At 58.7% G+C, this 13,175-nt stretch carries 12 protein-coding genes, 4 tRNA genes and 1 pseudogene; 15 read left to right on the top strand and 2 right to left on the bottom strand.

Annotation, left to right across the window (positions count from 1 at the left end):
• The first annotated feature begins 79 nt into the window (after positions 1–79).
• The 3 genes and pseudogenes from J4D25_RS18405 (at position 80) to J4D25_RS27375 (ending at position 3,538) form a co-directional block, all read left to right on the top strand.
• On the top strand, positions 80–1,465 hold the full coding sequence (locus J4D25_RS18405) for a PLP-dependent aminotransferase family protein (RefSeq protein ID WP_057713675.1): 1,386 nt from the start codon (positions 80–82) through the stop codon (positions 1,463–1,465).
• Positions 1,466–1,573: 108 nt separating this feature from the next.
• A pseudogene (locus J4D25_RS27380) lies at positions 1,574–2,677 on the top strand (HAMP domain-containing protein); the annotation flags it as partial.
• Entirely contained in the window at positions 2,657–3,538 is an 882-nt protein-coding gene (locus tag J4D25_RS27375) for a methyl-accepting chemotaxis protein (protein ID WP_371918576.1), read from the top strand. The pseudogene J4D25_RS27380 and the gene J4D25_RS27375, both read left to right, overlap by 21 nt.
• A gap of 222 nt (positions 3,539–3,760) precedes the next feature.
• On the opposite strand, the gene J4D25_RS18395 is transcribed toward J4D25_RS27375, so the two are convergent.
• Entirely contained in the window at positions 3,761–4,519 is a 759-nt protein-coding gene (locus tag J4D25_RS18395; protein WP_057713677.1) for a hypothetical protein, read from the bottom strand.
• 385 nt (positions 4,520–4,904) lie between these two features.
• Between J4D25_RS18395 and J4D25_RS18390 the strand changes: the two genes are divergently transcribed.
• From J4D25_RS18390 to J4D25_RS18375, 4 genes are all read left to right on the top strand, one after another.
• Positions 4,905–4,980, top strand: a tRNA-Glu gene (locus J4D25_RS18390).
• Positions 4,981–4,982: 2 nt separating this feature from the next.
• Positions 4,983–5,058: transfer RNA gene (locus tag J4D25_RS18385), tRNA-Gly, on the top strand.
• Between the two features lie 104 nt (positions 5,059–5,162).
• Positions 5,163–5,238, top strand: a tRNA-Glu gene (locus J4D25_RS18380).
• Between the two features lie 3 nt (positions 5,239–5,241).
• Positions 5,242–5,317 (top strand) — tRNA-Gly (locus J4D25_RS18375).
• 58 nt (positions 5,318–5,375) lie between these two features.
• On the opposite strand, the gene J4D25_RS18370 is transcribed toward J4D25_RS18375, so the two are convergent.
• A complete protein-coding gene (locus tag J4D25_RS18370) occupies positions 5,376–6,245 on the bottom strand; it encodes a DNA-binding response regulator (protein WP_057713678.1) in 870 nt (289 codons plus the stop codon).
• A 409-nt stretch (positions 6,246–6,654) separates the two neighbouring features.
• Between J4D25_RS18370 and J4D25_RS18365 the strand changes: the two genes are divergently transcribed.
• The 8 genes from J4D25_RS18365 (at position 6,655) to J4D25_RS18330 (ending at position 13,173) form a co-directional block, all read left to right on the top strand.
• Positions 6,655–6,852, top strand: coding sequence for a Flp family type IVb pilin (locus J4D25_RS18365; RefSeq protein ID WP_057713679.1), 198 nt, complete (start codon positions 6,655–6,657; stop codon positions 6,850–6,852).
• 26 nt (positions 6,853–6,878) lie between these two features.
• Positions 6,879–7,385 (top strand): prepilin peptidase, encoded by a 507-nt coding sequence (locus J4D25_RS18360; RefSeq protein ID WP_057713680.1) that lies wholly within the window; start codon positions 6,879–6,881, stop codon positions 7,383–7,385.
• A gap of 27 nt (positions 7,386–7,412) precedes the next feature.
• The gene (locus J4D25_RS18355) at positions 7,413–8,741 is read left to right on the top strand and encodes a hypothetical protein (RefSeq protein ID WP_057713681.1); all 1,329 of its coding nucleotides are present in this window, start codon (positions 7,413–7,415) and stop codon (positions 8,739–8,741) included.
• A gap of 15 nt (positions 8,742–8,756) precedes the next feature.
• A complete protein-coding gene (gene cpaB / locus J4D25_RS18350) occupies positions 8,757–9,572 on the top strand; it encodes a Flp pilus assembly protein CpaB (protein WP_057713682.1) in 816 nt (271 codons plus the stop codon).
• A 75-nt stretch (positions 9,573–9,647) separates the two neighbouring features.
• Complete coding sequence (locus tag J4D25_RS18345; protein WP_057713683.1) at positions 9,648–10,976, top strand: TadE/TadG family type IV pilus assembly protein; 1,329 nt, start codon at positions 9,648–9,650, stop codon at positions 10,974–10,976.
• A 9-nt stretch (positions 10,977–10,985) separates the two neighbouring features.
• Positions 10,986–11,465 carry a TadE/TadG family type IV pilus assembly protein gene (locus J4D25_RS18340; RefSeq protein ID WP_057713684.1) on the top strand — a complete coding sequence of 160 codons (480 nt, stop codon included), beginning with the start codon at positions 10,986–10,988 and terminating at the stop codon, positions 11,463–11,465.
• The gene (locus J4D25_RS18335; protein WP_057713685.1) at positions 11,465–11,959 is read left to right on the top strand and encodes a TadE/TadG family type IV pilus assembly protein; all 495 of its coding nucleotides are present in this window, start codon (positions 11,465–11,467) and stop codon (positions 11,957–11,959) included. The genes J4D25_RS18340 and J4D25_RS18335 overlap by 1 nt, the downstream gene beginning before the upstream one ends.
• Positions 11,953–13,173: an AAA family ATPase gene (locus tag J4D25_RS18330; RefSeq protein WP_057713686.1), complete on the top strand. Its 1,221-nt coding sequence runs from the start codon at positions 11,953–11,955 to the stop codon at positions 13,171–13,173. Before J4D25_RS18335 ends, J4D25_RS18330 begins: the two co-directional genes overlap by 7 nt.
• Positions 13,174–13,175 lie beyond the last annotated feature (2 nt).

Raw genomic sequence — 13,175 nt, 5'->3', positions numbered from 1 at the left:
TGGCGGCGTTGTCGCACAAGTCTTCGAGCACGCCTGTGATTAACTGCTAATCGCAAAATCAACAGGGGTTTGCTTGCTCATGGAATTGAGAATCGACCGACAGGCGCTGGTGCCCGTCGTACAGCAAATTGTTGACGCGCTGACCTGCTGGCTTCATTCCAGCGGGGTATCGCCCGGTACGCGCCTGCCTTCGGTGCGACAGATCGCGCGGATCAATTTGCTCAGTCAGTTAAGCGTCGCTCAGGCTTGTGAACGCCTGGTGACACAGGGAATGCTGGTGTCAGGTCATGGAGCCGGCTATGCGGTTGCCGATCCGGCATTGGCCACAGACACAAAGCACGAGCCGGTGTGGTTCGAGGGGGCGGAGCCCGATCACGGGGCTTTTTCGAGTGAGTTGAGGCTGGGCTGTGGCGGGCTGCCTGAAAGCTGGCGCGAGACAGACGATCTGACTTACGCGATTCGGCAAGTCAGTCGTACCGACACGGCCAGCCTGTTCAACTACAGCACGCCGCTGGGTTTGCCAGCCTTGCGACAACAGATCCTCAAGCACCTCAGGCAGCTGGATATCCGGGCAAAGGACAACCGGATCATGACCACGGCGGGTGCCAGTCAGGGGCTCGACCTGATTGTGCGGACGCTGTTCAGGGCCGGTGACTGTGTGATCGTGGAGAGTCCCGGTTATCCGGTGCTGTTCGATCTGCTCAGGCTGCACGGTATCCACATGGTCGAGATACCGCGAACACCGCGCGGGCCGGACGTGGAGGTGCTCGAGTCGGTGCTGGTCAAACACCGGCCCCAAGGGCTGTTCATCAATAGCTTCTATCACAACCCGACCGGCAGCAGCCTTGCACCGGTGGTGGCGCGCCGCGTGCTGCAACTGGCCAGGACCTTCGGCGTGCAGGTGATCGAAGACGACGTTTATGCGGATTTGCACAGCGGTTCCGGTATGCGACTGGCTGCGCTGGACGACGATGTGATCTACGTGGGCAGCTTTTCCAAGACCCTCAGCAGTTCCTTGCGGGTCGGTTTCGTGGTGGCCGATGCCGAAGTCATTACACGTCTGGCCGAGGTCAAGATGATCAGCGGCATGGGCGCCTCGCGATTTTGCGAATCGGTGCTGGCGTGCCTGTTGGCTAATGGTGCCTACCGCAAACTGGTACAGCGTCAGCGCCAACGCTTGAGCAGCGACCGGCTGGTGGTGCTGCAATTGCTCGAAGATGCCGAATGGGAAGTCTTCGGCAAGCCGGCGGGAGGCCTGTTCATCTGGGCGCGATCACGAATGTCCGACTACGATCAGCTGCGAACCCAGGCACGGCGCCTGGGTGTACTGCTGTCATCGAAGACCGCCTTCAACCCCTCGGGTGAGGCCAGTGACTGGCAGCGTATCAACGTGACATATGCCTGCGATCCGCGTGCCCGGGCGTTCTTTCAGGCCACTGCCCGGGATCGACCTCAAGCGTTCTGAAAACGACGTTGACGTAGCTTTTTGCCATTATTCCGGAGCCAGAGCCTTGTGTTGCCACTGGCCCGTTGCGAATCTGCGTCTACAGACTTTGGCAGGGGACTAAGTGCAATGAAATCGGCCGTGCAAGGACGTTTTGCCAACCTCGGTATGGCGAAAAAACTGGGTGTCGGGTTTGTCCTGGTGCTGTTGTTGACTGCGCTGGTGGCGGGCATTGGCGTTTGGTCCCTGCAAACCATCAGCCAGCGCTTCGATGGGCTCAAGCAAATGTCATCGCTCAACAGCGGTTTGCTCAAGGTGCGGCTACTGGAGCAGGAGTACGCCTTGCACGGCAATCCGAAAACCGTCGATGCCCTGCACGAGGGCGTCGATGGCTTGATCGCCCTGGCCGGCCAGCTCAAGGCCGCGTCTGCGGCCAACGTGCCGGTGATGAATGATGTCGAACAGTCCCTGGGAGCCTATCGCAAGGCCTTCGACGAGTTTGTCTCGCTCACCCAGGCCAAGGACCTGGCGCTGGAAATGGCCAGTTGGTCGGTGTCCAGCGTGGCCAATAACCTTGATGTATTGCAATCCGGGCTCACCGATGACGGCGCCTATACGCTGAAAGACTCCGAAGGCAAGGACGGTGCGCAATTCATCGAGCAGGCCAGTCAGGTCAGCCAGGTTTCACGCTTGATGCTGCAAGCCATGAATGAAGCGCGCGTGCGTCTGGATCAAAGCCGCAAAGGCGACGATAGCGCCGGGCAGGGCAAGATCGAACAGGCCAGCCAGGCATTGACCCAGGCCGAGCAGCTCAAGACCACGGTCAAGGACGAGGGTTACCAGACTGTCCTCAATGAGGTGATGGGTCATATCGTCAGTTTCAGTGACAAGCTCGCCGAGTACACCGGCCTGCTGGAACAGGAAAAAACCGTCTATCAACAATTGCACCAGCGCGCAGCCCAAGTGGTCGAGCGGGTGGATCAGGCTTATGTCGCGCAAGACCTGGCGATGCAGGCTGAACTGAAAAAGAACTCGCTGCTGATCATTGGCTCTTCCGCCCTGGCCTTGCTGGTTGGGCTGGTTGCCGCGTGGATCATCACCCGGTTGATCGTGGCACCGCTGCGCCGTGTGATTCAGGTGGCGCAGCAGATTGCCTCAGGGGATTTGAGTGCGACCATTGACGTGACCCGCCGTGACGAAATCGGCCAGTTGATGCAGGCAATGCAACAAATGGGCGCGGGACTCAGCCATATAGTCAGCGGCTTGCAATCGGGTATCGAGCAGTTGGCGACTTCCGCCCAGTCGTTGTCGGCGGTGACTGAACAGACCAATCTCGAAGTCAGCACGCAGAAGGAGGAAACCGAACAGGTCGCCACCGCAATGAATCAGATGACGGCCACGGTGCATGACGTCGCGCGTAATGCAGAGGAAGCTGCGCTGGCCGCGCAAACCGCTGACGGCAAGGTTGAAAGTGGTCAGCAGGTGGTGCGCCAGAGCATGGCGCGGATCGAGCAGTTGGCGGACTCGGCCACCTCGGCCAGTTCGAGCATCGAAAGCCTGAGTGCGGAAATACAGAACATCGGCACGGTCTTGAGCGTGATCAAAAGCGTGGCAGAGCAAACCAATCTGCTGGCGTTGAATGCGGCGATCGAGGCAGCCCGGGCCGGCGAGCAGGGCAGGGGCTTTGCAGTGGTGGCCGATGAAGTGCGTGCGCTGGCCAAGCGAACCCAGCAATCGACCGAGGAAATCGAACGCCTGGTCAGCGCTTTGCGCTCGGCGGCGCAGTCGTCGGTGCAGCAGATCCAGAGCAGTGGCGAATTGGTGAAGCTGGCGGTCAGCGATGCCTTGCAGACCGAGAGTGCGCTGGGAAGCATTGCGGCGGCGGTGTCGTTGATCCAGCAGATGAACCAACAGATTGCCGCGGCGGCCGAGGAACAGAGCTCGGTGGCCGAGGAGATCAACCGCAGTGTCACCAGTATTCGCGCCAGTGCCGATCAGTCATCGCTGGCGATGCAGGGCAATGCAGCGTCGAGTATTCAGCTGGCGCAACTGGGGGTTGAACTGAAGGGGATGGTGGGGCATTTCAGGCTTTGAAATGATCATCGGCCAGGCTAAAAAAGCCACCTCTCGGTTAATGCTCATCAGTTAACACACCAAACCTGTGGGAGCGAGCTTGCTCGCGATGGCGGACTGTCAGGCACCCCTTGTGTGACTGTCCAACCGTCATCGCGAGCAAGCTCGCTCCCACAGGGTGGCGGTGTTCAAACCGTTGACTGATTGGCATTAACCTCTAGGTGGCTTTTCCATTTTCGCTGATCAGTCGTAGATCGCTTTCTTCTTCCAGTCCGCGTCAGCCTCGACGTCCTTGAGGCCTTCGGTCAATTGGTTGACCTCGCCTTCGACCGGCGCGATGCGATCCATGACCTGGTCGTTGGCCCGGGCCAGGAGTTTTTCCAGGTACTCCAGTTGCTCGGCATAGACCTGTGGTTCCTGCTGTTTGCGCAGGTATTGCACGCCACGCTCGAATGCCAGGCGGGCCTGCCCGGGCTGGTTCTGTTGCAGGGAGTGCTGGCCGAGGTTGTTGAAGAACTCGATGTGCAGCAGCACCAGGATGTGGCGCACTTCACGAATCCAGCGCTTGGCTTCGTTGGGGGGCAGGAAGCCGTCCTGGGCCGCGCGGGTAACCTGGCCGTGCAGGGCTTCGAGCAGGAAGCGTACATCCTTGGCCTTGGCTTCAGTCTGGATCGGTGCCGGCGGATTGTTGACCGGGATGGATTCACCCTGGCCGACAAGGGCTTCCAGTTCGGCGATCCGTGCCTTGAGGTTGGCGCTGGATTTTTCCAGGTTAAGCAGGCGCTGGCAGACGTTCAGTTCCAGGCGGGCCAACAGCAGCTTGAGGGCCGGGGTCATCAGCTGGCCGGGGAACGTCTCGGTGATTTCGCCGCAGCGTCGCAGGCGATCGTTGAGCTCAATCTTGGTACGGGCCTTTTCCAGCTTGTTGTTTTCCACCACATGGTTCATGTAGCCAATGGCGATCAACAGTGCGATCCCGGCTACGACTAGCAGGGTGATCATGAGTGGCGTCACCGGTAAGACCTCTTTATAGGTTACGCATGCGAGTCTGGTGGATTGGCATTTGAGCGCCCAGGCCCGCACGACGGGTTGGATCGGACATGCTTGTTCTTGTATCGGCCGGAGCCTCGCTTCTATGAATGATGGCACTCGATACTCAGATTGCCATCATCGGGTGGACTATAACGTCTTGGCGGATGCCAGAATATAGGCGTCAAACGCCGGGCAGCGGAAAAACCGCAATGGCTCCCAAAAGCAGGGCGAAGTCATTGATTTAAATAAATTTATATCAGGGGGTTGACGACCTCTCAATCCATCCATAGAATGCGCGCCACTTGCAGCGTAAAGCACACAGCGAAACGAAGCAGGGAGTGAATGTTGTACGTGTGTCCCCTTCGTCTAGTGGCCTAGGACACCGCCCTTTCACGGCGGTAACAGGGGTTCGAGTCCCCTAGGGGACGCCAATGCGGGAATAGCTCAGTTGGTAGAGCACGACCTTGCCAAGGTCGGGGTCGCGAGTTCGAGTCTCGTTTCCCGCTCCAATTTTAAACAGCGTTGCTTTCGGGCAGGGCTGAGTGAAACCAGAACCAAGTCTTCGGATGCGGCTCTGGACACCGAAACACACACCATGTGTTCCGGGTAGCGTGTCCCCTTCGTCTAGTGGCCTAGGACACCGCCCTTTCACGGCGGTAACAGGGGTTCGAGTCCCCTAGGGGACGCCATTTGCGGGAATAGCTCAGTTGGTAGAGCACGACCTTGCCAAGGTCGGGGTCGCGAGTTCGAGTCTCGTTTCCCGCTCCATATTTAACGAAAACGCCGCTCATTGAGCGGCGTTTTTGTTTGCGCGTAAAAAAACAGGTCAACTGCTGAGGCTTTGTACCAGGCTTTCGAGCGCTTCAGAGGTTTCTTCATCCTGCTCCAGTTGCACAGCAGCAGCCGCTCTGAGTTGGCGTGCCAGGCGGTACTCGCTGGGTGTGCAGTTGGCGAACTGCTTGAAGGCACGGGCGAAGTAGGAAGGATCCTTGAAGCCGGCCTCATAGCCGATGCTGGTAATCGGCATCTGGCTGTTGTCGAGCAGGTCTTTGGCGAAGTTCATGCGCTTGTCCAGGATGTAATCCGTGAAGCCAAGCCCATTGGCTTCCTTGAACAGGCGGCTGAAGCGAAATGTCGTCATGCCGCAGCGCTGAGCCAATTCCCTCTGATCGATGCTGTCACGAAAGTGCTGTTCGATGTACAGCATGACATTGCTCAGCGCCTGGTGTTTTTGGTGTCCTGAGGTCCGCCGGATGCTGTCCGGCAGGGTCGGGGCGTGGTCGATTTGCGATGATTTGGCCTGGCCGTGGGCATTTCGGCGCAGCTCGCAGAGCTGCACCACCGCCGTCAGGTAACGCTTCTTCTCGGTGGTCGAGAGCGGGAGCACCATGTATTCCCAGACGCTGGAGCGCATGGCCCAGACAGCCAGTTCCTCCGAGTGCTGCACGGTGAACATGGTGATCGGGATGCTGGGGGTGGTGCGTTTGATCTCCAGCAACAGCCTCAAGCCTGGCGTGTCGGGGCGATCAAAATGGACGCAGATCATGTCTGCCTGTTCCCTGATGGGCAGCACGGAGTTTTTCGCCAGATTGCAGTCGCAGGAACCCTCGAACTGCGCGACGAGTTCTTTCGTGGACCGATCATGAGTCAGATCGAACCACAGGAGCGATGGCCTTTTGGTCAAATTGGACGTCATGTCTCTACTCTAGGGTTCTTGGTGACTCTCTCGCTAAGGAGTATTGCCAAGGTGCCATCACTTTGCAGATTTAATCCTGATAGGAAAGACGATTTTTAGTTCTTTTCGCTCTATGGGTTACCTGGAGGGCAGCCCCGGGCGAGTGTTTGCTCGTGTGTTGTCGATAAACCTGGGTTTAGCCGCCTGTCGCTTGTGAATCAATGACAATTGCCTTTGCGTTTCAATGCCTTGTTCACCCCTCCAGTTACTTCTGCAAAGGCCAATGCCCCGTATTTGGCCGCCCCGCAAAAAAGTCCTAACGATGTGCAAAATCTTCCTAACGCCAATGCCTTGTCCCTGACTAGGGTTGCATCAGGCAGCGCAGAAAGTACTGCCTCAGAAAAAACAACATTCGAGTGAGGTGGGCAAAATGATCATGCAAACAATCAAGGCTTCGGTAGTGAAGTTCATCAATGACGAAGATGGTTTGACCATCGTGGAGTACGCGGTGGCTGGCGGGCTAATAACCCTAGCGGTTGTCACTGCTTTTACCACCTTGGGCACCGCCATTACCACCCAGCTCGGTAGGCTAGCTACTTGTATGGTCCCAGGTGGGGCATGCGTGTAAGTCTATTCCCAGTGAGAGATGCAGCGATGCCTTTTGAGCAGATATTTATATCAATTGTTCTATTAGGGCTGCTAGGTATTGCGGTGGTGAGCGACCTTCGTCGCCACCGCATCCCCAACCTGCTGGTTCTTATAGGACTTGTTTTGGGTTTGACCAGTCAGGCTTACGCCAGTGGAGTTGAGGGGCTTGGTAATGCTGCGCTGGCCATGCTGATCGGATTTGCAGTGTTTCTACCCATGTACGCCTTGGGTGGTATGGCCGCCGGGGACGTCAAGTTGATGGCCATGGTCGGATGTTTTTTTACACCGCATGACGCGTTGTGGACGGCGCTTTTCAGTCTGACGGCCGGTGGTTTGTGCGGTTTTTTGATCATACTTTTTCGTGGCCAGCTGCTGCAAACCTTAGCGCGCTACGGGTTGATATTAAGGGCGCGAACCTACTTGGCTCCGGCGGTAGATGAAGTGGCCGGAAAGCCTTTCCCATACTCCGTTGCAATTTTGCTCGGAACCCTGGCCAGTGGCTATTGGCTGTAGATCGGCCCGCAGCCCAGGAGGCTAGCCATGCACGTCATCGTCGAAAGTGATGCCTACCCCAGCGATCGGGGAGCGGTACAACGCTTGGCTCCTCAGCCCTGCACTATCCGCGAAACTGGCCTGACGGACAGTTTTCTCGGAGAGTTGGTGTGCAAGCATTTGTTTGATGCCGGTGTGCTGGACATGTCGCGGCTGGTGGAACGCCTGGCGCTGACCGGCGCGGTACTTGAAGAGGTCCTGGCGTTTCTGCGCAAGGACGGCCGTGTCGAAGTGCTGGGCCAGGTGAGCCAAACCGGCGGGCAGATGTTGCGTTATGGCCTGACCGAACGTGGTCGCAGTGCCGCCCGTGATGCCCTGTCGCGCAGCGGTTATATAGGAGCGGCACCCTTCCCGGTGAGTACCTACCGGTCCCTGATCAAGCTACAGACCATTCACCATGGTCGCATCAATGCCAACGATATGCGCAATGCCCTGGCTGGCGTAGTGCTCACGGAGGAGATGCTCGATCAGTTGGGTGTGGCGATGAACTCCGGGCGCGCGATCATGATTTATGGTCCCGCGGGTACCGGCAAGACCTATGTCAGCAGTCGGCTGATCCGACTGTTCGCCGAGGCCATCTGGGTCCCTCATGCCATCGTCATCAACGAGTCGGTGATCGAGATCTATGACCCGCAGGTGCATCAGCGCCTTGATGACAACGCTCAGCAGAACACCCTGATGCTCAACGAAGGTATCGACCGTCGATTGCTGTGCTGCAAACGCCCGATCGTCATCACGGGCGGTGAGTTGAGCATGGAACAGCTGGACGTTCGCTATGACCCCTTCACCCGTCAATACCAGGCCGCCTTGCAGCTCAAGGCCAGCAATGGCCTGTTCATCATCGACGACATGGGACGCCAGCGCATGGCACCCGCCGAGCTGTTCAATCGCTGGATCGTCCCGATGGAAGAGAAACGCGATTTCCTCAACCTGGGCGGCGGTCGGCATTGCGAGCTGCCTTTCGATCTGATTCTGGTGTTTTCCACCAACCTCAATCCCCTGGAGCTGGCCGATGAGGCCTTCCTTCGCCGGATTGGCTACAAGCTGCAGTTCGGTTACCTGAAGCCCGAGCAGTACGAAAAGATCTGGCGTCAGGAAAGCGAGCGTCTGGGCATTTCCTATGACCCGCTGCTGGTGCGTTATGTGCTGCAAAGGCTTTATGCAAGTGAAGGCATGCCCCTGGTGCCTTGCCATCCCCGCGATCTCCTGAACATGGCACTCGATCGCCAGCGTTATATCGGCGGTTCCGGACCACTGTCACCGAAAGAGTTGGAATGGGCCTGGCACAACTACTTCGTCCAGCTCGACTTTCTTTGATACGGAGATACTGACATGAGCTCTCGTACGCTTACCCTGATAGGCGCTTCTCTGGTCATGGGCCTTGGGGCTGCATGGATGGCCGACTCTTGGCTGAGCGCACGGCTCAATGCCAGCCCGGATGACCACTTTCGAAGTGTGGTGGTCGCCACGGTAGAGATTCCATTCGGGCAGATGGTCGAGGCCCAGCAGGTCACGACCGTACGCATGCCCATGGATACGATCCCGGACGATGCCTTCGATGCCAGCGAAAAAGCCGTGGGCAAGATCGCAACGTTCGACATTCTGCGGGGCGACATCGTGCGCGGTGCACGTCTGAGCGAGCACCTGGGGGGCAGCACCCTGGCCTCTTTGATAGCGCCTGACAAACGTGCCATATCGGTACGGGTGGACGATGTGGTTGGTGTCGGCGGATTCCTGTTGCCGGGTAACCGGGTCGATGTATTGGCGACCAAACGCACGGAGAATGCCAGCAATAATGCTGTGTCCAAGACCATCCTCGAGAATTTACGGGTGTTGGCGGTGGACCAGACCGCAGGTACCGACAAAACCCAACCGGTGGTGGTGCGTGCAGTGACGCTGGAGATGACGGCCGCAGAGGCTGAAGCCCTGGTCACGGCGCAGACGGAAGGCAAGTTGCAACTGGCGCTGCGTAACCCACTGAACCTCGAGAAGAAAATCGCGGCCGTTGCACCTGCTGCACCTGTAGCGCCGGCCATGGCCGTGGCCACCGTCGCGGCGCCAAAACGTGTGGTACAGCACAGCAGCGGCGAGGGGGCGGGTATCACCGTTATCCGCGGGACTGAAGCCAAAGTAGTCAACATTCGCTGACTTTGCGCAGCAGCTGCCTGGATACCACGTTATTGGCGGAGCCGATCCGGATCAGTATCGGCAATCGAGGGCTTGATGATGAATCTTCGTATTCAGCGGCCGTTCACTTCGACGCCAAGGCGCCAGGAAGGATCGGTGAGTGTATTGATGGTGATCGCGTTGGCGGTGATGGCCATGATGGCGGCGTTGGCTCTGGACGGCGGGCATATGATGCTGAACAAAACGCGCCTGCAGAATGCGGTGGACGCCGCCGCCCTGAGTGGCGCCAAAACCCTGAGTCAGGTGGGAGGGGGTATCACCGGTGCCAGCGTGACGCAAACCGCCGCGCTCAATACGCTGATACAGAATGCCAATGCCACGGGCAACAAAGAATTGGCCACGGCGGTCGGCGGCAACGCAGGCGCATTTGCAGTGGTGGAAATGGCAAGCAGTGTCTATGGCCCGTTCTCTTTTCCCGGGCCGACGGATGCCAAGTACGTTCGGGTATCGGTAGCGAGCTATGGCCTGACGGAGTTTTTCTGGAACTTCGCCCAGTCATTAGGCGTCGTGGGGAACAAGGCGGTGGCGGCTATCGCCACCGCGGGACCCAGCCCTACCAGCCCCTGCGATCTCGCGCCTTTGATGGTCTGTGGCAACCCTGCTCAATACGACCCGGACGCGGGCATGTTCTGGGGCTTCCAGTTTGGTGATTTGAAGGTATTGAAGACGGCTTCCGGCAATCAGTCTCCAATTGGTCCAGGCAACTTTCAGTTGCTCGATTTTGGCTCGGGCGGCAATGCGGTCAGGGAGGAGATGGCGGGAGGCGGCAAGGTCTGTCGCAATGTGGGAGACAACGTCACGACCGAGCCTGGCAACAAGGTCGGCCCTGCGTCTCAAGGCCTGAATACGCGCTTCGGCATCTACAACGGCCCGGTCAGTGCCTCGGCCTATCCGCCGGACCTGGTGACGACGTCCAGTAATCCCGCCATCACTGACGACGGCACAGGCCCGAAGTACCAAGGGCAAACCATTACCTCAAGCAATGGCAATCTCACAGCGGGCGGCAACCCGATACTGGACTACAACGACTGGCGTGCGAGCGTTGCCGCGTGTGTGGCAGGGGGCAGCAGTGGTTGTCAGAGCAATGGGGTGTTCGAGCGCCGGATGCTGAAAATCGTGGTGGGCAACTGCGCTGGGAAAAATAGTGGTTCAACCTCGATCCCCGTCCTCGGTTTTGGCTGTTATTTCGTGGTGCAGCCCATGGATGGCGGCGGCGGGGAAGCGGAGATCTTCGGCCAGTTCGTGAAGGAGTGCGAAGGCGACAACGTGGCCGGCCCCTCGCCGTCCACCGATTCTGGCCCGCAGATCATTCAGCTCTACAAAACCTATCTCAACGGCAGCAGCACTCCGAGCACTGACTCGTAGGGGGGCGTCATGAGACTTCATGGATTTAAACATCGGCAGCGCCAGCAAGGCCTGGCCATGGTGGAATTCACCCTCGTCCTGCCGGTGTTGCTGTTGCTGTTACTGGGCTTCGGTGAGTTCGGCCGCATGTTCTATCAGTACAACTTGTTGCTGCAGGCCAGCCGCGATGCCGACCGTTTCGTCGCCAGCCAGGCTTGGGACTCGACGCTGGGTGCGGTCGCCATGAGCAGTACGCTACTGACCCAGACGAAAAACGTTGCGGTGTATGGCGTGCCTGCCAACACCGGGACCGCTGTGATGTCAGGGTTGACGACTGGCAATGTGGTCGTCGCCGCAGTGGGCACCGACCATGTTCGGGTCACCATCACTTATACGTTCTGCCCGGTGATTGGCGCTGGCAATTGCACCGGATCGCTTCCCGGTTTTTTTGGTAATCAGATTGCACTGGGCATTCCGCTGGTCGCCACTACCGTGATGAGGGCCCTGTAATGAATAGAAAATACATGCGCGGCACCTATACGGTGGAGTTCGCCATCGTTGGTCTGTTGGTGTTCACACTGTTGTTCGGCGTAGTGGAAATGGGCCGCCTGTACTTCACGGTCAATGCGCTGGATGAAGCCGTACGGCGTGGTACGCGCCTGGCGGCGGTGTGCGATATCAGCGATCCGGTGGTATTGCGGCGGGCGATCTTCAATGCCGCGGGCAATGCAGGTAATAGCCAGCTGATCGGCGATCTGGCCACCACTCACCTGACGTTGACCTACCTGGATGTAAACGGTGCACAGGTGGCCAACCCCGCTGATCTGGTCAGCGTCAATGGTTTTCGTGCAATCCGCTATGTCCGGTTGAGCCTGCAAAACTTCGTTTTCAATCTGTTCATTCCCGGGTTCGGCGTGCCCATTACCTTGCCTACATTCAGGGCAACGTTGCCACGCGAAAGCCTCGGGCGTCATTCCGATTCCGGGGAGATCACGCCATGCTGAATACCAAGGACACCCCACTCGCCAGTTCTACCGGCAAAGCCGGGCTCAGGTTGCTGATCAGCAGCCGTGATGCCACGTCGTTGCGCGACCTGCAAGGCGTCTGCCAACGCATGCCCAGCCTGGAGGTGAGTACTCGGCTGGTGAGCAATGGGCATGTCGACCCGCTCTACGGCCTGGACCGGATGCCCGATCTGTTGCTGTTGCGCGTCAGCCACCTGTGGCGCGAGGAGTTGGCGGCACTGTTGCTGCGCCCGGCCCATGAGCGTCCGCCGATGTTGGTGTGCGGGCTGCTGAGCGAACAGGAAGGCATGCGCCTGGCGATGCAGGCCGGCGCCCGTGACGTGCTGCCCGAGCCCGTCGCCGAGACGGAGCTGGTCGCCGCCTTGAATCGGCTGGTCATGGAGGTTCGGACCGGCAGCGGGACAGTAGGGAAATTGATCTCCGTGATCAGCGCCAAGGGTGGATCCGGCGGCACCATGCTGGCCTGCAACCTGGCCCAGCAGCTCAGCATGAAGGGTGGCTGTACCCTGTTGCTGGACATGGACCTGCAATTTGGCAGCGTGACGCATTACCTGGATGTGGCGCAGTCGCACAGTCATCTGGAGGTGTTGCACCAGATCGACGGCATGGACAGCGTCGCGTTACGCGGTTTTTGCAGCCACTTCAGCCCGACCTTGCATGTGCTGGGTGGGCGGGCCGGCGAGCTGTGCCTGCCGCAGGATGCCCAGCCCGAGCAACTTGATACCTTGTTGCAATTGGCCCGCGCCAGCTATGACTGGGTAGTGATCGATCTGCCGCGACAAATCGACCACCTCACCGGCTCCGTGCTGGAACAGGTGGATCGGGTGTACGTGGTGGTGCAGCAGAGCGTCAGCCATTTGCGCGATGCCAGCTCTCTGGTGCGGATTCTTCGCGAAGACCTGGGTGTGCGTGGAGATCAGTTGCAGATAGTGGTCAACCGCTATGACAAGACGGCAGCGGTCAGCCTCAAGGATATCGGCGAGGCGCTGCGTAGCACGAACCTGTCGAAATTACCCAACGACTTCAACCTGGTCAGCCAGAGTCAGAACACTGGCGTGCCGTTGGAGCTGCATGCGCCGAAGGCGGCGATCACCACTGCCCTGCGCAACGTGGCCGACGACTTGGTCGGCAACCAGATGGCTGGAAAAAAAGGTGTGTTCAAACGCGCCTTCAACCGTTTTTTCGGGGGGTGACC

It is taken from the genome of Pseudomonas sp. GW456-L13 (assembly GCF_017350115.1).
Lineage (GTDB): Bacteria > Pseudomonadota > Gammaproteobacteria > Pseudomonadales > Pseudomonadaceae > Aquipseudomonas > Aquipseudomonas jessenii.
Note: the sequence above shows the minus strand (reverse complement) of the source record. Positions and strands in the feature narration are given on the sequence as shown.